This is a genomic window from Terriglobus sp. 2YAB30_2, from assembly GCF_052114765.1.
In the GTDB taxonomy this organism is placed as follows: Bacteria; Acidobacteriota; Terriglobia; order Terriglobales; family Acidobacteriaceae; genus Terriglobus.
Genome location: NZ_JBFRFJ010000006.1, coordinates 204233 through 227933 on the forward strand (window position 1 = coordinate 204233; position 23701 = coordinate 227933).

Genomic DNA, 23701 nt, shown 5'->3' on the forward strand with positions numbered 1-23701 from the left:
TCTGATGGCTAACTTTTTCAAGAACCTCGGCTGATGATTACAGGCCAATGCGCTCACCGAGTACTCGCCCAAGTGTTGTAGACGGGATTAGTAACGGGAAACGCGCTTCTCATCACTAGACTAGTTGATGCAAGCAAAGGCGCGGACCGAAGTCCGCGCCTTTGCATTTCATTCCTACAAAAGGTTAGTGGCTCGCCTTACCCTCAGCCGAAGCGATCTTCTCTTCAGCCACGCGGATCTCAGCATTGGCATCGTCGTATGCCTGCGCTTCATCTCCGGCATTGGCCCAGTCCTTCTCACCCTGCAGAAGGTCAGCCTTGGCCTGCTCCACGTTGATCTCGCTTGGACGCATTGCCTGTTCGGCCAGGATAGTCACACGCTCCGGCAGTACCTCGGCAAAGCCCCAGGCTACGAAGAACTTCTCGTTGCCCGAAGCGCCGCCGTGCAGGCGAACCTCGCCGGCGCCCAGTTCGGCCAGCAGCGGAGAGGCGCCGTACAGCGTCTCCAGGTAGCCGGACATCGACGGCAGCTCCACCGCCTCAGCGGTGGTGTCGACCACCACGCGCTGCGGCGTGACCAACCGCACCGAGAGAAGTCCCGTATTGTGTGTTGTCTCGGCCATGGCTTACTTCTTCATCTTCTCCGCGGCTTCGAGCACTTCCTCGATCGAGCCCTTCATGTAGAAGGCCTGTTCCGGAATGCTGTCGTGCTTGCCTTCGATGATCTCCTTGAAGGAGCGGACCGTGTCGGCGACCTTGACGTACTTGCCCGGGTTGCCGGTGAAGATCTCGGCCACGTGGAAGGGCTGCGACAGGAAGCGCTGCACCTTACGCGCGCGGGCCACGGTGATCTTGTCCTCTTCCGAGAGCTCGTCGATACCGAGAATCGCGATGATGTCCTGCAGATCCTTATAACGCTGCAGAATTCCCTTCACGGCCTGGGCGACACGATAGTGCTCGTCACCGACTACGCGCGGAATCAGAATGCGCGAGTTCGAAGCCAGCGGATCGACGGCGGGATAAATACCGATTTCCGTCAGCGCACGCGAGAGCACGGTGGTGGCGTCAAGGTGAGCAAAGGTGGTCGCCGGAGCCGGGTCAGTAAGATCGTCAGCCGGAACATACACAGCCTGCACCGACGTAACCGAACCCTTCTTGGTCGAGGTAATACGCTCCTGCAGCTGACCCATCTCGGTCGCCAGGTTCGGCTGGTAACCTACGGCCGAAGGCATACGGCCCAGCAGCGTGGATACCTCGGAACCCGCCTGCGTGAAGCGGAAGATGTTGTCGATGAACAGCAGCGTGTCCGCGCCTTCTTCATCACGGAAGTGCTCCGCGATGGTCAGACCGGTCAGAGCTACGCGCAGACGCGCGCCCGGCGGCTCGGTCATCTGGCCATAGATGAGTGAGGCTTTGGACTTGGTCCAGTCGTGGGGATCGATAACGCCCGACTCCTGGAACTCGTGCCAGAGGTCGTTTCCTTCACGGGTACGCTCGCCTACACCGGCGAAGACGGAGAAGCCGCCGTGCTTCATGGCGACGTTGTTGATCAGCTCCTGAATCAGAACCGTCTTGCCTACACCGGCGCCGCCGAAGAGACCGATCTTACCGCCCTTCAAGAAGGGCTGGATCAGGTCGACGACCTTGATGCCGGTTTCGAACATCTCTTCCGAGGTCGACTGCTCGTCGAAGGCCGGGGCCTGACGGTGAATCGACCTGAAGGTCTTCGCCTGAACCGGTCCCAGCTCGTCCACGGGCTGCCCCAGAACGTTGAGCACACGGCCCAGGGTCTCACGGCCCACGGGAACGGTGATGGGGCCGCCGGTGTCCTGCGCCTTCATGCCGCGGACCATGCCTTCGGTCGCCGTCATGGCGACGGTACGCACACGGCCCTCGCCCAGATGCTGCTGCACCTCGACGATGACGTCGATGGGATAGGGCGTGGTGAAGCCCTCGCTGGTGATACGCAGCGCCTGGTAGATAGGCGGCATATTCGACTCTTCGAACTGCACGTCAACGGCCGGGCCGCTGATGGAAACTACGTGTCCAATGTTCTCTGCCATAAATCCTTCTCTCTTACAGAGCGGCCGCGCCGCTCACAATCTCGATCAGTTCCTTCGTGATGGCCGCCTGGCGTGCGCGGTTCATCGTCAAGCTCAGCGCGTCAATCATGTCACCCGCGTTGCTCGTGGCGTTATCCATCGCTGTCATACGAGCGGCATGTTCCGCAGCCGCCGACTCCAGCATCGCGTGCAGGATCTGGGTCTCAATGTACTTCGGCATCAGGTGCTTGAAGATGCGTGCCGGGCTCTGGTCGAAGATGTAGTCCACATCAGCGGTGCCGAACTTCTTGGCCTCGCGCTCGATCGCGGTCTCTTCCGGCTCCAGCGTGCTGACACCGGCGGAACGCGCCGCATGTCCGGCGGCTTCCTTCTGCTCAACCGACATCTCTTCGGCAGCAGTGATCTCCGGAGCTCCCAGCTTGGCGATCGGCAGCAGCTTCTCGACAACAACGCGCTGCGCAATCACGCTCTTGAACTCGTTGAAGACCACATAGACGGAGTCGATCTCGGCCCGCTCAAACCGGGCGACAATATCGCGCACCATCGCGTGCACCGTGTTGAAGTCCAGACGAGCCAGCATCAGCTCATGCTCACCGGTCAGCTCCACCTTTTGGGCACGATGACGAATGATCTCGTGATGCTCCGAGAGATCGTTGTCGTACTTCTCCGTCTTGCGCTCATACACGGCCCGGGGATACAGACGGCGGAAGGCATCCCTCGCCTTGCGGCCCACCGGCTCCACGTCCACATTCTGACCGCGGGTTTCACGCTCGCGCACAAAGGTCGAAGCGGCGCGCACGATGTTGGAGTTGAACGCTCCGGCAAAGCCCTTGTCGCCCGCAACCACCACCACGAGGACGTTCTTCTCCTCGCGCTGCACCAGCAGCGGATGGAGAGCTTCGCCCGTATTGTGATCGTAGATATCGGCGCGGCGCTGCAGCGATTCCAGCACGGACGTGATCATCTGCGCGTAAGGACGCGCCTGCAGCGCGGCCTCCTGCGCACGGCGCAGCTTGGCCGCCGAAACCATCTTCATCGCCTTGGTGATCTGCCGCGTGTTTTTCACGCTGCGGATACGGCGTCGTAGATCGAGAACGCTTGCCATAGTCGGTTAGGCCTTGGCGGCCGCAACCTCCTTCGGCTTACGCTCCGCGAGGAATGTCTTTTTGTACTCGGTGATGCCGTCGGTCAGCTTCTTCTTGACCTCGTCGTCGAGCTGCTTCTTCGTCGCGATGTCGTTCAGCACGCCATTGCCGTTGGCTTCGAGGAACGGGAACAGACCATCCTCGAACGCACGGAGCTGCTTCACTTCGACATCGTCCAGCAGGCCCTGGGTTCCGGCGAACAGAATCGCAACCTGCTTCTCGGCCGGCAGCGGCTGAAACTGCGGCTGCTTCAGCAGCTCCGTCAGACGCTGACCGCGGGCGAGCTGGCGCTGCGTGGCCGGATCGAGATCCGAACCGAACTGCGCGAAGGCCGCGAGCTCACGATATTGCGCCAGGTCAAGCTTCAGCGTCGAACCCACCTGCTTGGTCGCCTTGATGGCGGCGGCGAATCCTACACGGCTTACCGACAGACCTACGTTCACGGCTGGGCGGATACCCGAGTTGAACAGATCGGTCTCGAGGAAGATCTGACCATCGGTGATCGAGATGACGTTCGTCGGAATGTACGCCGCAACGTCGCCGGCCTGGGTCTCGATGATCGGAAGAGCCGTCAGCGAACCGCCGCCCTTCTCCTTGCTCATCTTGGCCGAACGCTCCAGCAGACGCGAGTGCAGATAGAAGACGTCGCCGGGGTAAGCTTCACGGCCCGGAGGACGGCGCAGCAGCAGCGAGATCTCGCGGTAGGCCACGGCGTGCTTCGACAGATCGTCATAGATCACCAGCGCGTGCTTGCCGTTGTCGCGGAAGTACTCACCGATAGCGGTAGCAGTGTAGGGAGCCAGATAAGACATCGGCGCCGGCTCGGAGGCCGTTGCGGCGACGACGACCGTATAGGCCATCGCGCCCTTCTCTTCCAGCGTCTGCACCACCTGGGCTACCGACGAACGCTTCTGACCGATCGCGCAGTAGATGCAGATCAGGTCGTTCTTCGCCGAGTTGATGATGGTGTCCAGAGCAACGGCGGTTTTACCGGTCTGGCGGTCGCCGATCAGCAACTCACGCTGTCCACGGCCAATCGGAATCATCGAGTCAATGGCCTTGATACCGGTCGCCATCGGCTCGGTAACCGACTGACGGTCGATAACGCCCGGAGCGATACGCTCGATAGGCAGTGAATGCGGTGTATTGATCGGTCCCTTGTCGTCGATCGGCTGGCCAAGCGCGTTGACCACGCGGCCCACCATCGCCTCGCCTACCGGAACCGACATAATCGTGCCCGTACGCTTGACCTGGTCGCCTTCGCTGATCTGGGTGTAATCGCCCAGAACCACGGCGCCCACCTGGCCCTCGTCCAGGTTCATGGCCAGACCGGCAATGCCCTTGGGGAACTCGATCAGCTCACCGGCCATGACCTTGTCCAGGCCGTGGATACGGGCGATACCGTCGCCCAGCGAGATCACGGTGCCGACCTCGTCGACCTGTACACGCTGCTCGTAGTTCTCAATCTGCTGCCGCAGAAGTTCGGTTATCTCATCTGCCTTGATCTGAGCCATTCCGTCGTTTCCTCTTCAATCCCTTGATACTTCTTCAATCTTGATGCTTCGTTTGTCGCGGTGTGTCTTGTACGTTTCCGCCGCGGCTTACGCGTTGACCAGCTTCTGTTTCAACTGGGCCAACTGCGCCTTGACCGAGCCGTCATACAACGTCGATCCAATCCTGATAATTGCTCCACCCAGCAGAGAGGCGTCCTGCTTATAGCTGGCGCGAACCTTTCCACCGGCCAGAGCTCCGGCCTTCCGTTCCAGCAGCGCCTTATCCTCGTCGGTCAAAGGATGGGCGCTGATGATCTCAGCCTCCGAAATTCCAGCTTGTCTGTCAGCGATGGCATTGTACTGATCCAGCACATCGCCCAGCATCTCCATGCGGCCGTGTGCGGTCAGCACCGCCAGAAAGTTCCGTACCGGCCGGTCGAAACCAATCCGTCCACCCACCGCGTCCAGCACCTTTACCTTGGTGGCCTGGTCGATCGACGGGTTCTCGAGAAGTTCCCGCAGCTCGCGGCTGCCGGCCAGCGTTCCTGCAAAATCCTCAAGCTGCTGGCGAATCTGCTCGCGGTTGAGCTGCGAAGCGGCTACCACATCCGCAAAGGCGTGCGCGTAACGAACAGCGACATCTGCCATTAGTTCTGGCCTCCGTTTCCGCCCAGACGGTCCGCAAAGCTGCGGATCAACAGGCGGTCAGTCTCAGCCGTAACCTGCAGCTTCTGCGCTGCCTGCGAGATCGCCAGGTCGGCGGCGTACTCTTTGATGGCGCGCTGTGCGTGGGCACTGGCTGCGCCAATCTCCTGTTCGGCGGCGGCGACAATCCGGTTCTTCTCGTCCTCGAGCTGCGCCTTCATCCGTGTCTCTTCCGCGGCGGCATCGGCGGCGGCCTGCGACTTCAGCGCAGCAATCTCACCATCCAGCTTCGCCAGGCGAGCCTCGACGGCGGACATGCGGGCATTGGCGGCCTCGGTCGCCGAGCGGGCTTCATTGATCTGCTTGCCGATCGTGGCGGAACGGTTACGGAAGGCCTTGGGCAGCGACTTCATCAGGCCATAGAGAACGGCAATCGCGAGGATCGCAAAGTTCAGCACCTGGAAGGCGGTGGCAGCGGTGTCTGGCTGCATGCCCAGGGCATGGCCGATCTTTACTACCATCGGGCTCTTCAGGAAGGCCTCGTTGGACTCTTCGTCCTTCTTCTCGGACTTCTGCTCTTCAGGAGCGGTCAGCTCCGCCTTATCCTGCTTGGCTGCAGGCGCGGGGACGGGAGCAGTTTCCTGCGCAAAGGTCAGCGGCGCGGGCACAGCAAGAACACCGGCGAGCATCGCCGCAAACAAAATCTTCTTCAACTTCACTGGGCTCCTCCCGCCAGAACTCCCGCAGAAAGAATGGCCTTAACCACCTGAGCTGAAAGCTGCTCGCTGGCCACCTCAATCTGCCTCTTCGCCTCGGTCACGCTTTGCTCGACCTGCTGGCGGGCAGCGGTGATACGCGTTTGCGCCTGCTCACGCGCTTCGGCCAGGATGGCTTCGCGCTCGGCGTTGAACTGCTGCACACGCTTCTGGCGGGCCTCGAAGATCTCGGCACGCGCAACGCGCAACCGCTCTTCATACTCCGACGTCTTGCTTTCAGCGGAGGCTACAGCAGACTTAGCCTGCTCCATGGCGCCCGATGTACGCGCCCGGCGCTCGGCCAGCGTCTTCTCAAGAGGACGGCGCACCAGTACGGTATAGGCGATTACCACGAGCGGAAACAACACAATCGTCGGCACGGAGCCGAGCACAAGTTCGCTGAGTTTAGCTAGGATCTCATTCATGAAATGACTTGTCAGGAAAGCTGCCGTAACCGCGGGAACGGATCTTCAGGGCAGCGAAAGAGGCTTTCTTTTCTTCCCTTCGACATCTTATTTGTAACAAGGCATTTTGGGGCATGTCAATGTGGATTCGTGCGATAACAGAACCCACGCATCGCTATTCGCACAATTTGACATCCCTGAAATATCCCCGAAAAGTACTTGACTCCCTTGGGAACCGGAGTACCCTTTAAGTCACCACCTGGACCCAATTCAGGGTCAATCAGGCCGCCTCGCCGGGGACACTCTCCGCTCCCCCTCTTTGAGGCGGCCTGGTCATTTAAACGCTCAACTCCGGATGCCCATACACCGGGTGCCCGATGTCCCGGGGTCCCCAACGAACTTGTTTCGTTGGGGTGGTGTCCCGATTCTGGGACGTGGGTATTCGAGCGAAGCTCGAACCGTTTTTTGTTTGTCATTTCGTAGCACTCGGGGTCCCGGCCGGCTACCGGAGAAATCTGCTTTTCTACCTATTTTTTCTGGGCAGCATCGGGAAAAGCAGATTCCTACGGGATGCATCGCGTAAAGCGGGTCCTTCGCGTTCGCCCAGGATGACAAACAAAAACTACGTTCCTGCCACCTACGACGCCGACTCCAACTGAAACCGCCGATACCGCCCCAACAGACTCGCCGGGCCCCGCGCGCGCAGATAGACCAGGTTCCCCTCAAACCGCTTCTTCTCAATAAACGCCCCGGCCTCAATCGCCGCCAGCGCCGCGCCCTGCTTCTGAGGAATGCGGAACTCGGCCGTCTCCGTAGGATCAGCCGCTCCTTCGCCGCCGATACGTTCATCGATCAGCGTGATTAACCGTTCCAGGCCCTCGCCGGTCTTCGCGCTCACCGTGACCAGATCGCTTTTACCAGCGTGATGCCAGAGGTCTTTCCGCTGCGCCTCGCTTAACAGATCGGCCTTGTTCAGCACCTCAATCACCGGCTTGCGTCCGGCATCGAGCTCTCCCAGCACCTTTTCCACCTGTGTCTTCTGCTCATCCAGCATCGGCGACGAAACATCGCGCACATGCAGCAGAATCTCCGCGCGTTCCACCTCTTCCAGAGTGGCGCGGAAGCTGGTGACCAGCGTGTGCGGCAGATTGCGGATAAAGCCGACCGTATCGCTGAGCAACACCTTGCGCCGTGAAGGCAGCGCAAGCTGACGCAGCTTCGGGTCGAGCGTTGCGAACATGCGACTCGACTCCAGCACGCCCGCCTCTGTCAGCGCATTGAACAACGTGCTCTTGCCTGCGTTGGTATAGCCCACCAGCGCCACCACCGGTACCGGGACACCTTCGCGCCGCTGCCGCTGCTGGCGGCGGATGCGCCGCACCTGCTCGAGCTGTGCTTTTACATGATCGATGCGGACATGGATGCGCCGACGGTCGGTTTCGAGCTTCGTTTCGCCGGGGCCACGGGTGCCGATACCGCCGCCAAGCTGGCTCATTGCCTTGCCTCGTCCGGCAAGCCGCGGCAACTGGTACTCGAGCTGCGCCAGTTCTACCTGCAAATGGCCCTCACGGGTCCGCGCGTGACGGGCAAAGATGTCGAGGATAAGCTGCGTGCGATCAATCACACGGCATGGCAACAGCTTTTCAAGATTGCGAAGCTGCGAGGGAGAGAGATCGTGGTCGAACAGCACCAGCTCTGCGCCCGTGCTCTCAGCCATGGCGGCAATCTCTTCCGCCTTACCCTGACCCACCAGCAACGCGGGGTCAGGCTTCTGCCGGCGCTGGATCATGACCGAAGCGATCTCCGCGCCGGCCGAACGCGCCAACTCACGGAACTCCTCCAGCGCGGCCTCAAAGTCGAGGTCGGCCACAGGAACCGCCGGCGGCGTGGGAACGTCGGGCACTGCAGCGTCAATAGCCGCAGAGGCGCGCGCCTGTGCGGCGACATGCGGAACCCGCCGCCGCTCGCCGGTAAACTCTACCGCGACCAGGACAGCTCGCTCCGCGTGCGCGCTCAGACTGCGCTCGCGCAGTTCGTCAGCCTGCCGCAGCCTCTCTACGAGAAGCCGCGGCTTCTGTATGTCTGCCAATGCTAGGCGCCTGCGGGCTCATGCGCGGCGACAGCAGCCGACGAAGGAGCGCCATGTGACATGGCGGATCCATGCGGCCGGTCGCCGTGTCCCGTAGCGGAACGCCCACTGACCACGGTGGAGATAGCGTGCTTGAAGATCAACTGCTCCTGACTATTGTTCTCGAGCAGCACGGAATACTTGTCGAAGGAGCGAATACGGCCCGTCAGCTTCACGCCGCTTACGAGGTAGATCGTGATGGGGCTCTTGTCTTTGCGGACGGTGTTGAGAAAAGTGTCCTGAATGTTCTGCGCCGGCTTCGAATCCATAAGGCCGATCTCCTTTTAGATTTCTGGTTCAAAATGCGTTGCTGGAAACAGTGAAGCTGCACCGCTTCCCCCGGGTTATGTGAGAGAAACTGCAGCGGCGTCCAGACTCAAAAGTCTTGAGCGAGTTCACAATACGAGCATTGTGGCGATTTTTCAACACTTGCTGCCCTAATAGACGCGCAGGGTAGCCCTTAGGCTGCTCAAAATTTGATTGTTTCTTCGCACAATGCATTTTCCCTGTTGCCGGGTATCCCGAAAGAAGGGGCGTGCAGCGGCGTTTTCATTACGGAAAACGCCCATAGATACAGAAGCCCGACATCACACCCGCAGGGAAAATGCTCCAAGCCGTCACTTTCTTTCGTCTGCCGGGAAGCTTAAGATCAACCTCGTGCCGAACGCCGTTCCTCTGCTCGATTTTTCCCGTGAATACCAGCTCCGCCGCGAAGAGATTCTCGCTGCCCTGGAACTGGTCGCCGACTCCCAGAAGTTCATCCTTGGACCCGAAGTCGAACAATTTGAGGCCGCCGCCGCCAGTGCTCTGCAGGTAAAACATGCCATCGGCTGCGCCTCCGGCACAGACGCCCTCTGGCTTGCCCTGGCAGCCGCCGGCATAGGCCCGGGTGATGAGGTCATCACTACCCCGTTCAGCTTCTTCGCCTCCACCTCGGCCATCCTGCGTGCGGGTGCTACCCCGGTCTTCGCCGATATTGACCCCGTCACTTTCAATCTCTCTCCGGCCGCTGCCGAGGCCGCGATTACCCCGCGCACCAAGGCCATTCTCCCGGTTCACCTCTACGGTCAACCCATCGACTGGGACCACTTCCAACAGCTCACAGACCGCCATAAGCTGCTGCTGGTCGAAGACGCCGCCCAGGCCTGGGGAGCACGCTGGAAAGATACTCCGGCCGGCAGCCTCGGCGCCTCCGCGGCCTTCAGCTTCTACCCCACCAAGAACCTCGCCGCCATGGGCGATGCCGGCATGGTCACCACCAACGACGACAGCGTCGCCGACCATGCACGCGCCCTGCGCACCCACGGCATGCGCCAGCGCTACTTCCACGATGAGATCGGATGGAACGCCCGCCTCGACAGCTTCCAGGCCGCGGTGCTGAACGTCCGCCTGAAGTATGTCATCGGCGGCAACGAAGAGCGCGCCCGGATCGCGGAAAACTACCTGCATCTCTTCCAGCAGGCCGGCCTGGTCGGCGCCATCACGCTGCCGGAGATGCTGACCAACGCCCACTCCGCCTGGCACCAGTACGTCATCCGCGCCCCGCGCCGCAACGACCTGCGTACCCACCTCACCGCCCATAGGATCGGCACCGAGATCTATTACCCGTTGCCTATCCATCTGCAGCCATCACTCGCCCATCTTGGCTATAAGGCGGGTACGTTCCCCCACTCCGAACAGGCAGCGCATGAGGTTCTGGCACTGCCGATCTTCCCGGGACTGCGGCTCGACGAGCAGGAGTTAGTTGTCCAGCGGATCGCGGAGTTCTATAGCTAAAGCTAAAAGGCGGTTGAATAGTTGAATGGTTGGATCGTTGAATGGTGCTTCGCGTGAGATGTTTAGGCGATTGTGGCGGATGAAGCAGGTCCTTCGCTTTGTCACCCCAGCCAGCAAAGCTGTCTGGGGACCCCGTTCGCTCAGGATGACAAACCAGAAAAGCGGTTCGCGCGTAGCGCGAATGCCCACATAGGCTTCGCGTATGTGGGGCACCCGATTTGTACTCATATCCGGTTTGTACTCATATCCGGTCTGTCATCCTGATCCGGTCTGTCATCCTGAGCAAAGCGAAGGACCTGCTTTACCGGGGTACCACCACCATCCGGCTACCCGCAAGTCACCATTCAACGATTCAACAATTCAACCATTCAACTATTCAACTATTCCGGTAAATCGGCAGCAGATCATCCGCCACCGGCTTCCGCAGCTCCTCCATCAACCCGTGCTGCGGACTATACGTACACACCGGATCGATCGCTTCCATATCGCCCGTCAACAGAAAGGCCTGACACCGGCAGCCGCCGAAGTCGCGGTCTTTCCGGTCGCAGCTCCGGCAGGTCTCCGACATCCAGGCATCGCCGCGAAACCGCTCAAATGCAGGCGACTGTTCCCAGATCCACGACAGGCTCTTCTCCCGCACATTGTCGAAACAGAACCCCGGCAGAATACCCGCCGAGTGGCACGGTAGCGCCCGCCCTGCGGGATCGATGAGGATCATCTGCCGTCCCCATCCGCCAACACATGCCTTGGGGAAGTTGGCATAGTAGTCCGGCAGCACGGCGTCCAGATGAATTCTTCCCCGCAGACGCGTCTTCGCTGCTTCCACCACAGGTAAGGCATATCGGACCTGTTCCTCGGTCGGCATCAGCAGGCTGCGGTTCTTCAGCGCCCAGCCGTAGTACTGCACGTGCGCGATCTCGATGCGGTTGGGCTCCAGCGACTCTGCCAGAGTAATCATCTCTTCCAACCGGTCAAGGTTCTGCCGGTGCACCACCAGGTTCACCGTAAAGGCCAGGCGCTGCCGCTTGATCAGCGGAACCAGCCCCAGCTTCCACGCATGCGCCTTTGTTCCTGCAATGTAGTTCGCCCGTGCTTCATCTGCATCCTGAAAGCTCAGTTGCAAATGCTCCAGCCCGGCCTGAACCAGCCCTGCAAGCCGCTCTTCCGTCAGCCCAACACCGGAGGTCACCATGTTCACGTATAGYCCCGCGTCATGGCCTGCCTGGATCAGCTCCGTCAGATCCTTGCGGGCGAGCGGCTCGCCGCCGGTGAGATGCAGATGCAGGATACCCAGTGCAGCAGCCTCCTGAAAGACATGCCGCCACACCTCGGCCGTGAGTTCTGTCTCCGTCTTCTGCATCTCGATCGGGTTCGAGCAGTAGAGACAGTGCAGCGGGCACCGGTGAGTCACCTCACAGATAAGCGATTGTGGCCGTGTCGTTGCGGGCATTGGTCTACATCACCCCTGCAGCACGCCGCGTTCGGCCAGGCGGCCGAGCAGCGCTACTACATCGTCGAGCATCTCGTTCTCATCGGCTCCTTCATATTTCGCCGCCAGATGATGGACGATCTCACGCACGGTGCGTTTGCCATCCACCTCCAGCAAAATATCGCGCGAGGGCCCGCTCAGCTCCAACACACCCTCGGGAATCAATACAACGTCCTGCGTGGGATGCAGCCGGTACCCGGGTGTCATCTGGGGAATCGAGTCACATGTCATGCTTCCCCCTTCGGCAGAAAACATCCCGGGGGCGGTAGCCCGGGAACCACATAGGCATGCTCAATGGCATCGAGCTGTGCCCACAGGATCTCGCATTTGCGTTCCAGCGCGCGGATCACCTGCTCCTGCTCTTCGCGGTTGCGGGCATGCTTCGTCACGTAGTCCAGAGCAAACGCCGCGTCTTCCGGAGCCTGCGTCAGCCGGCCAACGAAATAGGCCAGCCCCGGCTCCAGATATGGATAGTGAAGCTTCATCCGGTCCATCCGCAGGCTGATCAACTGCCGCGAGAACAGCTCCGTCAGACTTGACGCTACAGCGACCAGCAGTGAGCTGTCACGCACCAGGGCGAGATACGCATCCACCGCGAAGATGACGGCGGGCAGCACGCCCTTGTAGGCAATCGTGTCTTCACGCGAAACACCTGCGGCCTCCGCCAACTGGATCCACTTCTCTACACCGCCGTATCCACTCTCATCACCATCGTGATCGACGATGCGCTTCCGCCAGGCGCGGCGAAAGGCCGGATCGTCGCTCTTGGCCAGCACCAGAGCGTCCTTGATAGGAATGCGGCTTTGATAGTAGTACCGGTTCAGCGCCCACGCCTGCAGTTGCCCGCGCGTCAGCTCGCCCCGGTGCATCCGCTCATGAAACGGATGCCGATGGTGATACTTCGCCTCTCCTACCGCCTGCAGCCGCGCACGCAGCTCGTCTGGGCTCAACATCTCCCATGCGGTCAACATGGTTACAGCTCCCATCCATCCTCCGCGATCTCCCAACCTCCGGCGAGCACGGCCTTACGCTCATCGCTCTGACGGTCAAGGATGGGATTGGTATTGTTCAGGTGCACGAAGACCTTGCGCGCTCCTTGGAGTTCCGCAAGCTGTGCCATCATGCCATCCTCGCCACTCATCGGGAGGTGACCGATCTCACGCGCCAGCGGCGTCCCGGGCTGCGCCCGTTGCAGCTCATCATCGCTCCAGAAGGTACCGTCGACCGCGATCACATCCGCCGCCGCAAACTCCCGGTACAGGGCTTCCGAAACGTGTCCAACCGCCGGCGTATAAACGACCTTCCGTTCCGGACTCGCCAAAGCCAGCCCGACTACGGCCTGTCCGGGCTCAGCGTTCGCTGCGAAACTCTTCGCGTAATACGGCAGATCGTCCGACATCGGGATCGCCGTACATGTGACTCCCGGCAGCAACTCAAACGGCTCGCCGGGAAGCATCGTGATCCAGGTCAACTGCTGCGGCACCCGTTCCAGCATCCGAAAAAAGCTATTAGCTTCCAGTACCCGCCGGACCAGCGGCGTGGCGTAGACCCGTAGCGGCTGAAACTCACGCATCAGCAACAGGCCCAGCACCTGGTCCAGATCCGCCGAGGTCAGCACGATGCCCCCAATCGGCGTATTCCGCCGACCATTCTCCGGCCTGGGCTGCAGCGTGGGTGTTGCTTCAATCTGCACACGCAGGTCTGGACCTGCATTCAACAGAACATTTCGACCCTGTGAACGCACCACGGCCTGTAGCTGCAGCCGAGGCGTACAGCGCACGGGATCCCTGCGGCTGAAATTGCACAGAGCACAGGCACAGTTCCACTGCGGAAAACCGCCGCCAGCGGCGGTTCCCAGCAATTGCAATGTAAACAAGGTTTAGATTTCGGCGGGGGAGTAGCTGTTGATCTCACAGCCGAGGCTTACTTCTTTGAAATCAGGACGGGTCCAGGTCTTCATGTGTCGCTTCTTCCTCTCAAGGTACTGAATGAGTTCTGCGTCTGAGAGCGCACAGTGGAGCAAATCTCCTAAAGGTGTAGAGCGGAGTTTTGGCTGTTTGCGCCGTTTTCCTTCGAGGAAAACGGCATTCGCAGATTTATCCAAAACTACAGATCAGGAGAATTGCTCTAAGTACGCCTCAGTGGAGAGAGAATGCCTGATCCGGGCAACGTCTGTAAAGTCGGCTGGCGGCATCCTCAAAGAATCCGCAGACAAACCTTTGTCTCACAATTACTTGCGTTTTTTGACAGGCTTCTTCGCAGCGGCCCTGGTCGCCTCGTCTTCGCTGGCCTTGGCCTCCGCCTGCGGAGTCTCGCCCGGACGCAGCACCCGGCGCGTGATATTTCCCTCCAGCCGGTAGGTCTTCTGCACCAGCTTTGAGGGCTTCGAGATTCCGGTCACAGGATCGGGGACCACCGGCCCGTTGTCCGCCGCCAACACCCGATAAACAAACGACGGCGCCGGTACCGTATTCGCACTCTGCCGCGGAGCATTCGGCTGGCCCGGATCGGTCTTGACCTCCACCGGCAGAAAACCCTGGATATTGCGATCACGGAACGCCGTCTCGTACCGGTGCTTGGCCCGGTTCCAGGTAAAGACGCGTACCTGGTCGAAGTCATACGGCAGCCCGGCCTTCCAGCTATTCATCAGCGTGACGAAGATGGGCACCATCTTGTCCGTGCCTTCAACCTCATCGTCTTCAACCTTCGTCAGCACGTAGTTGCCCACGATGCGCTGCCCTTCGGCATACCGCGCCACCGAATCAGGCACGTCGACGTCCATCATGCGCGAGAGCAACCAGCCCGACCGGTCCCCCGAGCGCACCAGCCACCAGTCCTCCATCGGCGGAGGCGCAGGCGGCTCACCTTCCTTCGCTTGCTGCTGCGGAACTCCACCTGGCACAGGTTTGGGCAGCGTAGCCCGGGCAATGAGCCCCAGCTTCTCTCCTTCATTCAGCCGGTAGAAACGGTCTGTATCGCGGCCTGGCTTCAGGTGCAGGTACACATCGTCCCGCACCACACCGCTGGCCACCGCCGGCTGCCGGGCATACTCTTTCTTCAAGGCGTCGAACTGATCGACGATATCCTGCGTCACAACCGCCCGCTCGTTGATCCAGCCGGTCTCGCCCTTGTCGGTCACCACACGGAAGTAGTGACGCTGGCGCTCAAGAATCTTCAGCTTCTGCCCGTTGTCGACATTCCCCGTGCGGTTTGACACGGCCGCCAGGCGGTCCCGCAAATACGTCCCCTTGGCCGTGACATAGACGAATTCGTCCTTGGGTTTAGGGCGCAGGCGGCTGCATCCCGACAGCAGCACAAGGACAGCGGCGAGGGTGAACAACCTACGTTGGAATGACGGGAAAATCACGCCGGGACAGCTCCGAGGATACTATCTGCAGATGATCCTGCGTGAATCACGGTTCGCAACATGCACCTAGTGCGTCACCTGTAAGGGCTTCCATTGGGCGTTCCACGTCAGTGCGTCCACGTCAGTGCGTCACTGCCACGGCTACCGGACCATACGCCGTCGTCGTTGAGCTGACGGTATAAATCCGCCCCGCTGTAGAAGAGTCAAAAGCATACATCCCCACGTCAGGCGAGCCTCCATTGGCTGCCGCCAGAATGTACTTCCCCGTGGAGTCCGCCGCCAGCGCGGTCATGGTCTTGCCGGCCGAGTACGGCGATCCGCTGAGCGCCGTCAACGCTCCTCCTGTACCGATGGTGAAACCCGAGATCGTACCGTCACCCTGGTTCCCCACATAGACGTACGTTGCCGTGTTATCGACCACTACCGAAGTCGACTGGCCGCTGGTCGCAAAGGGCGATCCGCTCACAATTGTCAGCGCCCCTCCAGTGCCGATGGTATAAACCCCCAGCCCCGCCGAGTTTCCGCTGCGGGCGATGAACAGATATGCCGTGTTTTTGTCCATCGCTATGGCATTATCGCTGGTCGACCCCGGAGCGGACAGCCGCTGGCTCTCGCTCATTGCGCCCGTCGACGTATTGAAGCCGTAGACGATCTCGCCCGCGGTTCCCAGAGCCACTATGACGTAGTTGCCATTAGGAGCGACCTTGATCGCCTTGGGTATCGGCGTCGTTCCCGAACCGAAGGTATATAGCGCTCCGCTGGCCGCCGTCAGTATGCCAGTCGAGGTGTTGATGGAGTACTCCTCAATCGTGGTCCCGTCGGCATCCAACGTAAAAAGCCACTTCCCGTCCGGCGAGATATCCATCGACACCACATTGCCGTTGGCCACCGCTGCGCCGTTGTTCGCCGCTGTCAGCACACCGCCGGTACCGATGGAATACGCATACACCACGCCACTACCCGCGACATACACAAACGTATTTGCCGGAGTCACCGCGATCGCCGTCGGCGTAAAACTCAGCGTGTACGGCGATCCGCTTACGGCCACCAGCGCTCCCGTCGACATGGCATACGCCGTCACCGAGGTCGAACTGGCATTCGCAACGTACACGATGTCCGACCCCGAACTGCTTCCGCCACCTTTGATCGGCGGAAAGAAGTCACCGCAACCCGCCAGTAGAACGATTGGCAGAACCACAAAGAAGCGCAATGCTCGACACAGCCTCAACACGCTCACCATTGTCGCAGGAATTGGGTCTGAACCGTGGCTTTGCCTATAATCCGGCCATGTTCAAACGCTCTTGCATGACCTTTGGCGCCGCCGCGCTGCTGACCCTGACGACCTGCCTGTTGGACGCGCAAAGCCCTCAATCCGTTCTGGAACAGCAGGTCCGCGCCGACATGAATTTTCTCGCATCCGATGCACTGCAGGGCCGCGGATCGGCCACACGGGATGAACATATTGCTGCCCAGTACGCCGCAGCCGTCTTCCAGGAGATCGGCCTGCAACCCGGCTATAACGGCAGCTACCTTCAAAAAGCCCCGGTCGAGCTCTCCGACCGCGCCAAACAGCGCATCGAACAACGCTATGCTCCCGCCGATCGCTTCGAGACCTGGAACGCCGTCGCCATCCTCCCGGGGACCGATCCAAAGCTAAAGTCCGAAGTTATTCTGCTCACCGCCCATCTCGATCATCTGGGCATCGCCAAACAGCCCGTGAATGGAGACGCGATTTATAACGGAGCGGATGACGACGCCTCCGGCACTACCGCCGTGCTCAACCTCGCCCGCTATCTCGCCCATGCCAAACCGCCCAAGCGCACTGTCGTCTTCGCCCTGTTCGGTGCCGAGGAGTTCGGCGGTCTGGGATCCCAGGCCTTCCTCGCCCATCCTCCCATTCCGCTCACCAGCATCGTTGCCAACCTGGAGTTTGAGATGATCGGCCGCTCCGACTCAGCCGTCCCCGAGGGTACCCTCTGGCTTACCGGCTTTGAACGCAGCACCCTTGGACCGGAGCTCGCGAAGCACGGCGCCCACCTCGTACAGGACCCGCATCCGAAGGAAAACTTCTTCATGCGCAGCGACAACTACGGCCTGGCGCTCGAAGGCATCATCGCGCACACCGTCTCCAGCTTCGGCCTCCACACCGACTACCACCAGGTCACCGACGAGATCACCACCATCGACTTCAAACACATGACCACCGCTATCGCCTCCATGGAAGCGCCCGTAGAGTGGCTCATTAATACCAACTGGCAGCCTATGTGGAATCCGGGTGGGAAACCGGAGAAGAAGGACTAGTTGCTGGTTGCTGGTTCCTAGTTGACCCCAAAAAGCAAAAGCCCCATTCAAGCTCTTCGCTTGACGGGGCTTTTATTTTTCAACTAGGAACTAGCAACCAGCAACTGCCTACGCCTGCGGCGTAGGCGAAGCCTTCTCCCCATCCAGCACTACACCGATGGCGTGAATCACTGAGGTTACGCGGATGGCGGCGTTCACCACCTCTTCCGTCATTCCCTTCTGGCGAACCACGTTCTCGTGCGAGCTGACGCACTTGCCGCAGGCGTTCACTGCCGAAACCGCCAGGCACCACAGCTCAAAGTCGACGTGGTCTACGTTATGCGTACGCAGCACGTTCATGCGCAGGCGCGCCGGCAGCGTGGCGTACTTCTCGTTGTCCGTGAGGTGATGGAAACGGTAGTAGATGTTGTTCATGCCCATGATCGCTGCAGCTGCCTTCGCGGCATCCAGGGCGAGTGGGGTCAGCACCTTGGCTGCCTCTTCAATCGTCGCCGCCGTCAGCTCAGGATTACGGGTCGCGATTGCGGTGCTCACCACCGTACCCCAAAGCTGCTGGGGGCTCAGCTCCGTATTCTGCCGCACCAGCGAGCTGAAGTTCAGCTTCAGGTCCTTTGCATAGGCAGGCAGGCTGCCGATCAAATCATCAAGTGCCATGAAATCTCCTCTCACTGCGCCATTCGAGCGCAAGAAAAGGCGGCCACTCCAGCAGCGGCCACCTCTTCGGTTGAACTTGGTTTTAGACGGCCAGGGTCTCTTCGCCCTTCTGCCAGTTGCAGGGGCAGAGCTCGTCGGTCTGCAGAGCGTCCAGAACACGCAGCACTTCCTGCGGATTGCGGCCGACCGAACCGGCGGTGACGTACACAAACTGGATCACGTTGTTCGGATCCACCAGGAAGGTCGCACGCTGGCAGACGCCGCCATCCGGATCCAGAATGCCGAGCTGACCCGACAGGTCACGCTTGATATCGGCAAGCATCGGGAAAGGCAGGTCGCGCAGGTCCTCGTGATTATTGCGCCATGCCAGGTGCACGAACTCTGAGTCGGTCGAGCCGCCCAGTATCTGGCAGTCACGATCCTCAAACTCCTGGTTCAGCTTGCCGAAGCCTGCAATCTCGGTCGGACAAACGAATGTGAAATCCTTCGGCCAGAAGAAGTAAAGCTTCCACTTGCCGGGATAGGACTCCTCGGTGATCGTCTCAAAGGCCTTGTCCTTATCGCGGCTGACCGTGGCTACCACGGAATAATTCGGGAACTTCTCGCCAATCTGAAGCATGTGTCTCTCCTCGGGGTGTAGTTATCGTGTACAGACCGGCACACCGGTCCGCGAAACTCGGAACTTCAAAACTTTCGTAGTCGACTGCGGCAAATACGGCTGCTAGTTGATCTTCTTTGCCTGGCACTCCGGGCAGATGCCAATGACATCCACCGCGTACCGCTCGACGAGGAACCCGCCTGGCAGTTTCTGATGAGAAGGCAATAGGCCAAGATCGGCTTCATCGATATCCGAAATCGACTTGCACATGGAGCACACCATGTGATGATGCGGCCGGCTGTTCATCTCCACGCGCAGCGTGCCATGGTGCATGCTGACCTCGCGAAAGATACCGCTCTCCACAAACAGATGAATGTTTTTGTAGACGGTCGCCAAACTGATGGCAGGAATCTTCTTCTTCACACGCGCGTAAACCTCTTCCGGAGAGGGGTGCCCGTGCATGCCCTGCATGATCTCAAACAGAACCTGGCGCTGATGCGTCACCGCGATGCCATGTTGCTGGCACAGTTCGCGGAAGGTTGTTGCAGAGAATTCCATCAAGACTTAGTAAACGATAATTCTTATCGTCTGTCAAACGCTATTCCTGGAAAACGGCTGGCCCTCCGGTAAACGGACGTCGGAGCGTGCAGGAACTAGATATCTCTATGGGAATAAAGGAAACTACTGCAGCTTTTCGCCGCGCGTAAACCGCTCGTCCAGCGGCTTTCGTCCGGCGAATCCATCTTCCATGGTGTGCCAGTGCGTGATTGCGGTCTCGCCCTGCTTCCAGCAGAGAAGTACGACGCGGTCCTCAAGCTGGAAGGGAAAATCCAACAGACCGGTGTCCAGATCCTTCACCTGAACCCCAATGGCATCGATCTCCGCCAGCGTGTCCTTGGCTTCCTGTATGGCCTTCTCGCGCTGTCCGCGGCGGCGGGCCACAGCAGCGATATCGACATGCATGCCGCCATACAGGAAGATCCGCTGCGAGAGGTCCTGCAACTCCCCCTCCACCTGTGCCGCCAGGCGCGCTGCTGTTTGCGCCCGCTTCAGCAGGCTCTCCAGCACCGGCAACATGGTCTGCGCCTCGGAAAGGGTAAAAGTCCGCATACGACACCATCTTATCGCTGAACCGGCGACACCGCAGCGGCTTTCCTGATATCTCACCGGCGGTATGGTCGCTACCGCACCAAAGAAAATCGGGCGAGGCAACACACTCGTTGCCCCACCCTTCGCGAAGCGAAGGGTGGGCAACGAGAGCTTCGGCACATCTAGCAACCAGGAACCAACCAGGAACTGGTTTAAGCTTTGATTTCGAGCATCCGGTCCAGCGCGACGCGGGCCCAGTGCTTCACGTCATCGTCCACCTTGATGCGGTTGACGACGTTGCCTTCCACCAGGTTCTCCAGCGCCCACGCCAGGTGCTGTGGGCTGATGCGATACATCGTCGTGCAAAGGCAGCCTGAATCATCGAGCGTGATGACCTTCTTGCGGCCCTCGAAGAGCTTCGCCATGCGATTTACCAGGTGGATCTCCGTTCCCACGGCGAACATGGCGCCCTCTGGAGCCCGCTCGATCACTTCAATCAGCTTCTCGGTCGATCCGGTAGCGTCTGCCTTCTGGCAGACCTCCCACCGGCACTCCGGATGCACTATCACCTGAATCCCCGGATAGTTCGCCCGCACCTGGTCCACATGCTGCGGCAGGAAGCGCTGGTGCACTGAGCAGTGGCCCTTCCACAGGATCACCTTGGCGGCCTTCAGCTTCGCCGGCGAGACACCACCGCCGATCACCCACGGATCCCACACCACCATCTCGTCCAGCCCAATGCCCATCGCATAGGCCGTATTGCGGCCAAGATGCTGGTCGGGCAGGAACAAAATCTTTTTCTTACGGTCGAAGGCCCAGGTAAAGGCTCCCGGAGCATTTGATGAGGTACACACCAGGCCGCCCCGCTCGCCGCAGAATGCCTTGATCGCCGCCGAAGAGTTCATATAGGTCAGCGGCATGACCTCCGCCGCAACGCCAGCCCGTTCCAGCTGTTCCCAGCAGTCCTCTACTTGGCCGATCTCCGCCATGTCCGCCATGGAACATCCGGCGTTCAGGTCCGGCAGAATCACCTGCTGGCCGCCCTTGCCCAGAACATCGGCACTCTCGGCCATGAAGTGCACGCCGCAGAAGATCAAATACTTCGCGTCAGTCTCAGCCGCCACCTTCGAAAGCTTGTAGCTGTCGCCGGTGTAATCGGCAAAACGAATCACCTCGTCGCGCTGGTAGTGGTGCCCCAGGATGATGGTGGTTTTGCCCAGAATCTTGCGTGCGGCCGCGATACGGGCATCCATGGTGTGGTCGGGTTGGGATAGATAGTTGTCCAGCGAGCAGACGTCGGCCTGCGGCGCTTCCAGTACTTCTTCCAGAACACTCACTTCTCTTCCTGCCTTCAGTCACGCTCAAGGCGCAACGGGGATGTTGAAAGCATTACTTCGATGGCTGCAGTGGACTCGCTGCCCTTCGGCCCAGCCCACGGGGATGTTGCAACCACTGCCTGCATCGATAAGACGCCCCAGGGCGGCCCTACGATGCAAGCTTCTTTACGGGGCGGTGAACGCCCCGTAACAACCTCAGTCTACAGCATCGGGTCCGCTCCGCTATGATGGCTGGTAGCGATGCCCAGCTTTGCCGACAGCGTCTTTCTTTTCTTCCTGGCCCTGCTCCTCTTCGGGCCCAAGAAGCTGCCGGAGCTTGCCCGCCAGCTAGGAAAGCTGATGGGCGAGTTCCGCCGCGCCTCCAATGAATTTAAGTACCAGATGGAAGAGGAGTTACGCCTCTCCGAGCAGGCCGAGGAACGCAAGAAACTCGCCGAGCAGGCCAAGGAAGCAGGCCCCGAAGCCGTCAAGCCCATCGCGACCGAGGGCGAGGTGAGCATCATGCCTCCCTCCACCGGCCTGCCGACTCCGGCCGGCTCCGCCGAAACGGAAGCCTCTACCGCAGCCGACCCGGCTACCCAGACCGAAGCCGATGCTGTCAGCGCCCTGGTAGATTCTGTTCCGGTCGAGACCGTTGGGTCCGAGACCGTCAGGTCCGAGACCATTCCGTCCGAGCCCATCCCCAACCTCCCGTCCGAGCTGGACCAACACCTGGACCCGGCCCACACGCACACCACGCAGGAGACCCATGGCTGACGTCATCGATCGCGCCCGGGCGGCAGTAACGGACCGCGCCGAGCTGCCAGGCATGAGCCTGATGGAGCACCTCGACGAGCTCCGCAAGCGCCTTATCCGCGCCGTCATCTTCCTGGTCGTCGGCATGGCCGTGGCCTATGCCTTCCACGAGCGTCTTTACGACATCGTGCAGAAGCCACTGACCGACCTGCACCTGAAGCTCAACTTCACCCACCCGACCGATGGCCTGAACCTGTCGCTCAAGACGGCGCTCTACGGCGGAGCCATCCTCGCTTCTCCATTCATCCTCTACCAGGTTTGGCTCTTCATCGCCCCCGGTCTCTACCAGACCGAAAAGAAGTACGTCACGCCTTTCATGGCGTCAACTGTCGGTCTCTTCCTCGCCGGCGCATGGTTCGGCTATCGCTGGGTGCTGCCGGAGGGACTACGCGTCCTCATCCTTGGCTTCGGCAAGCAATTCAATCCCATCATTACCATCGAGGACTACACCAACTTCTTTCTCGCCGTGATCCTTGGCCTGGGCGCCTGTTTTGAGCTGCCCGTGCTGATCTTCTTCCTGGCGCTCTTCGGCATTGTCGATGCGAAGTTCCTCTGGAAGAACGTGCGCTACGCCGTCATGATCATCTTCGTCATCGCGGCGGTTATCTGCCCGACACCCGATCCCTTCGGCATGTGCCTCTTCGCTTCGCCAATGCTGGCGCTGTACTTCCTCTCGATTCTGGTTGCTTACATGGTCCACCCGAAGCGCCGCGAGGCCAAGGCACAGAAGGCATGAAGCTCCGTCTCGTAGCCCGTGCACTCCTCTCTATTGCAGTTCTCGGCGCCGTTGCGCAGGGACAAAAGTTCAGTGGCGCACGCGCCATGGACCTGACACGGCAGTACGTCAACACCAGCGGACCGCGCTGGCTGGGCTCGCCAGGTCACACCAAAGCCGAGGCCTTCATCAAGAAGTTTTTCGCTCCTGAGATTGCCAAGGGGCAGTTCGAAGAGGACGCCTTCACCGCCAGCACTCCGGCGGGCTACCTTCCCGGCAAGAACTTCATTGTGAAGTTCCCAGGCAAGAAGGACGGCATCATCGTCCTCGCCTCGCACTACGAGACCAACTATCCGCTGCGCAACATCGACTTCGTCGGAGCCAATGACGGCGGAGCCACCACCGCCCTCCTCATGGAGATGGCTAACGTCCTCCGCACTCATCCGCCCGAGGGCTACTCCGTATGGCTGCTCTTCGACGATGCGGAAGAGGCGGTCGGTGACCACTGGGATACGCAGCGCGATGCCCTTTACGGCACCAAACACGTCGCCGCGAAGTGGGCCGCCAGCGGCACCCTGCCGAAGATCAAGGCCTTCCTGCTCGCCGATATGTGCGCCGATAAGGACCTGAACATCAACCGCGAGACCAACAGTACTCCCTGGCTCACGGATCTGCTCAAGCAGGCGGCGAAGAATACTGGTCACTCGAACTCCATCTTCAAACTCGAGTCGGCCGTCGAGGATGATCACCTGCCCTTCAAACAGCGTGGCGTGCCTGTCCTCGACATCATCGACATCAACTACGGACCCTCCAGCTTCATGCATCCCGACGGATACCACCACACCGCCGACGACACGCTGGACAAGATTTCGGCTGCGAGCCTGCAGATCTCCGGAGACCTGTTTGTGGAGATGATCCGGCTCATCAACCAGAGCAATCACTAGGCCC

The 23701-nt window shown here is 60.2% G+C and carries 26 protein-coding genes; 5 read left to right on the forward strand and 21 right to left on the reverse strand.

The features are described from left to right. Positions 1-184: 184 nt before the first annotated feature. The 9 genes from atpC to hfq form a co-directional block, all read right to left on the reverse strand. Positions 185-622 carry an ATP synthase F1 subunit epsilon gene (gene atpC, locus AB4Y89_RS11680; RefSeq protein ID WP_442301101.1) on the reverse strand — a complete coding sequence of 146 codons (438 nt, stop codon included), beginning with the start codon at positions 620-622 and terminating at the stop codon, positions 185-187. A 3-nt stretch (positions 623-625) separates the two neighbouring features. Then, entirely contained in the window at positions 626-2062 is a 1437-nt protein-coding gene (gene atpD, locus AB4Y89_RS11685) for a F0F1 ATP synthase subunit beta (protein WP_442301102.1), read from the reverse strand. 13 nt (positions 2063-2075) lie between these two features. Beyond that, complete coding sequence (locus AB4Y89_RS11690) at positions 2076-3167, reverse strand: F0F1 ATP synthase subunit gamma (RefSeq protein ID WP_442301103.1); 1092 nt, start codon at positions 3165-3167, stop codon at positions 2076-2078. A 6-nt stretch (positions 3168-3173) separates the two neighbouring features. Next, positions 3174-4721: a F0F1 ATP synthase subunit alpha gene (gene atpA / locus AB4Y89_RS11695; RefSeq protein WP_442301104.1), complete on the reverse strand. Its 1548-nt coding sequence runs from the start codon at positions 4719-4721 to the stop codon at positions 3174-3176. 87 nt (positions 4722-4808) lie between these two features. After that, the gene (gene atpH, locus AB4Y89_RS11700; RefSeq protein WP_442301105.1) at positions 4809-5348 is read right to left on the reverse strand and encodes an ATP synthase F1 subunit delta; all 540 of its coding nucleotides are present in this window, start codon (positions 5346-5348) and stop codon (positions 4809-4811) included. After that, positions 5348-6064 (reverse strand): F0F1 ATP synthase subunit B family protein, encoded by a 717-nt coding sequence (locus AB4Y89_RS11705; RefSeq protein WP_442301106.1) that lies wholly within the window; start codon positions 6062-6064, stop codon positions 5348-5350. Before AB4Y89_RS11705 ends, atpH begins: the two co-directional genes overlap by 1 nt. Then, positions 6061-6525, reverse strand: a complete 465-nt coding sequence (locus tag AB4Y89_RS11710; RefSeq protein WP_442301107.1) for an ATP synthase F0 subunit B — start codon at positions 6523-6525, stop codon at positions 6061-6063. Before AB4Y89_RS11710 ends, AB4Y89_RS11705 begins: the two co-directional genes overlap by 4 nt. Before the next feature lie 616 nt (positions 6526-7141). Beyond that, complete coding sequence (hflX, locus tag AB4Y89_RS11715) at positions 7142-8593, reverse strand: GTPase HflX (protein WP_442301108.1); 1452 nt, start codon at positions 8591-8593, stop codon at positions 7142-7144. A 2-nt stretch (positions 8594-8595) separates the two neighbouring features. Further along, a complete protein-coding gene (gene hfq / locus AB4Y89_RS11720) occupies positions 8596-8901 on the reverse strand; it encodes an RNA chaperone Hfq (RefSeq protein WP_442301109.1) in 306 nt (101 codons plus the stop codon). 388 nt (positions 8902-9289) lie between these two features. Here hfq and AB4Y89_RS11725 point away from each other — a divergent pair, with 388 nt between their 5' ends. Further along, positions 9290-10408, forward strand: coding sequence for a DegT/DnrJ/EryC1/StrS family aminotransferase (locus AB4Y89_RS11725; RefSeq protein ID WP_442301110.1), 1119 nt, complete (start codon positions 9290-9292; stop codon positions 10406-10408). Between the two features lie 376 nt (positions 10409-10784). Here AB4Y89_RS11725 and pqqE read toward each other — a convergent pair whose 3' ends face one another. From pqqE to AB4Y89_RS11760, 7 genes are all read right to left on the reverse strand, one after another. Then, entirely contained in the window at positions 10785-11858 is a 1074-nt protein-coding gene (pqqE, locus tag AB4Y89_RS11730) for a pyrroloquinoline quinone biosynthesis protein PqqE (protein WP_442301111.1), read from the reverse strand. Positions 11859-11867: 9 nt separating this feature from the next. Further along, the gene (locus tag AB4Y89_RS11735; protein ID WP_442301112.1) at positions 11868-12128 is read right to left on the reverse strand and encodes a PqqD family peptide modification chaperone; all 261 of its coding nucleotides are present in this window, start codon (positions 12126-12128) and stop codon (positions 11868-11870) included. Beyond that, a complete protein-coding gene (pqqC, locus tag AB4Y89_RS11740; RefSeq protein WP_442301113.1) occupies positions 12125-12883 on the reverse strand; it encodes a pyrroloquinoline-quinone synthase PqqC in 759 nt (252 codons plus the stop codon). Before pqqC ends, AB4Y89_RS11735 begins: the two co-directional genes overlap by 4 nt. Further along, the gene (gene pqqB, locus AB4Y89_RS11745; RefSeq protein ID WP_442301114.1) at positions 12871-13773 is read right to left on the reverse strand and encodes a pyrroloquinoline quinone biosynthesis protein PqqB; all 903 of its coding nucleotides are present in this window, start codon (positions 13771-13773) and stop codon (positions 12871-12873) included. Before pqqB ends, pqqC begins: the two co-directional genes overlap by 13 nt. 3 nt (positions 13774-13776) lie before the next feature. Further along, positions 13777-13857: a pyrroloquinoline quinone precursor peptide PqqA gene (gene pqqA / locus AB4Y89_RS11750; RefSeq protein WP_147650507.1), complete on the reverse strand. Its 81-nt coding sequence runs from the start codon at positions 13855-13857 to the stop codon at positions 13777-13779. 270 nt (positions 13858-14127) lie between these two features. Beyond that, positions 14128-15264 carry an SH3 domain-containing protein gene (locus AB4Y89_RS11755; protein ID WP_442301115.1) on the reverse strand — a complete coding sequence of 379 codons (1137 nt, stop codon included), beginning with the start codon at positions 15262-15264 and terminating at the stop codon, positions 14128-14130. 121 nt (positions 15265-15385) lie between these two features. Continuing rightward, positions 15386-16474, reverse strand: coding sequence for a lactonase family protein (locus tag AB4Y89_RS11760; protein WP_442301116.1), 1089 nt, complete (start codon positions 16472-16474; stop codon positions 15386-15388). Here AB4Y89_RS11760 and AB4Y89_RS11765 point away from each other — a divergent pair. Next, complete coding sequence (locus AB4Y89_RS11765) at positions 16474-17565, forward strand: M20/M25/M40 family metallo-hydrolase (protein WP_442301117.1); 1092 nt, start codon at positions 16474-16476, stop codon at positions 17563-17565. The two genes, AB4Y89_RS11760 and AB4Y89_RS11765, sit on opposite strands and share 1 nt — an antisense overlap. Before the next feature lie 108 nt (positions 17566-17673). Here AB4Y89_RS11765 and AB4Y89_RS11770 read toward each other — a convergent pair whose 3' ends face one another. The 5 genes from AB4Y89_RS11770 to nadA form a co-directional block, all read right to left on the reverse strand. Next, a complete protein-coding gene (locus AB4Y89_RS11770; protein WP_442301118.1) occupies positions 17674-18219 on the reverse strand; it encodes a carboxymuconolactone decarboxylase family protein in 546 nt (181 codons plus the stop codon). 82 nt (positions 18220-18301) lie between these two features. Further along, on the reverse strand, positions 18302-18838 hold the full coding sequence (locus AB4Y89_RS11775; RefSeq protein ID WP_442301119.1) for a peroxiredoxin: 537 nt from the start codon (positions 18836-18838) through the stop codon (positions 18302-18304). A gap of 102 nt (positions 18839-18940) precedes the next feature. Further along, positions 18941-19375: a Fur family transcriptional regulator gene (locus tag AB4Y89_RS11780; RefSeq protein ID WP_147646850.1), complete on the reverse strand. Its 435-nt coding sequence runs from the start codon at positions 19373-19375 to the stop codon at positions 18941-18943. 123 nt (positions 19376-19498) lie between these two features. Beyond that, a complete protein-coding gene (locus AB4Y89_RS11785) occupies positions 19499-19927 on the reverse strand; it encodes a DUF2203 domain-containing protein (protein WP_442301120.1) in 429 nt (142 codons plus the stop codon). Between the two features lie 191 nt (positions 19928-20118). Beyond that, the gene (gene nadA, locus AB4Y89_RS11790) at positions 20119-21243 is read right to left on the reverse strand and encodes a quinolinate synthase NadA (protein ID WP_442301121.1); all 1125 of its coding nucleotides are present in this window, start codon (positions 21241-21243) and stop codon (positions 20119-20121) included. Between the two features lie 240 nt (positions 21244-21483). Between nadA and AB4Y89_RS11795 the strand changes: the two genes are divergently transcribed. From AB4Y89_RS11795 to AB4Y89_RS11805, 3 genes are read left to right on the forward strand one after another with little or no spacing between them, the layout of a single operon-like run. After that, positions 21484-21999 (forward strand): twin-arginine translocase TatA/TatE family subunit, encoded by a 516-nt coding sequence (locus AB4Y89_RS11795; protein ID WP_442301122.1) that lies wholly within the window; start codon positions 21484-21486, stop codon positions 21997-21999. Next, entirely contained in the window at positions 21992-22774 is a 783-nt protein-coding gene (gene tatC, locus AB4Y89_RS11800) for a twin-arginine translocase subunit TatC (protein ID WP_442301123.1), read from the forward strand. Before AB4Y89_RS11795 ends, tatC begins: the two co-directional genes overlap by 8 nt. After that, positions 22771-23697 (forward strand): M28 family peptidase, encoded by a 927-nt coding sequence (locus AB4Y89_RS11805; RefSeq protein WP_442301124.1) that lies wholly within the window; start codon positions 22771-22773, stop codon positions 23695-23697. Before tatC ends, AB4Y89_RS11805 begins: the two co-directional genes overlap by 4 nt. Positions 23698-23701: the final 4 nt, after the last annotated feature.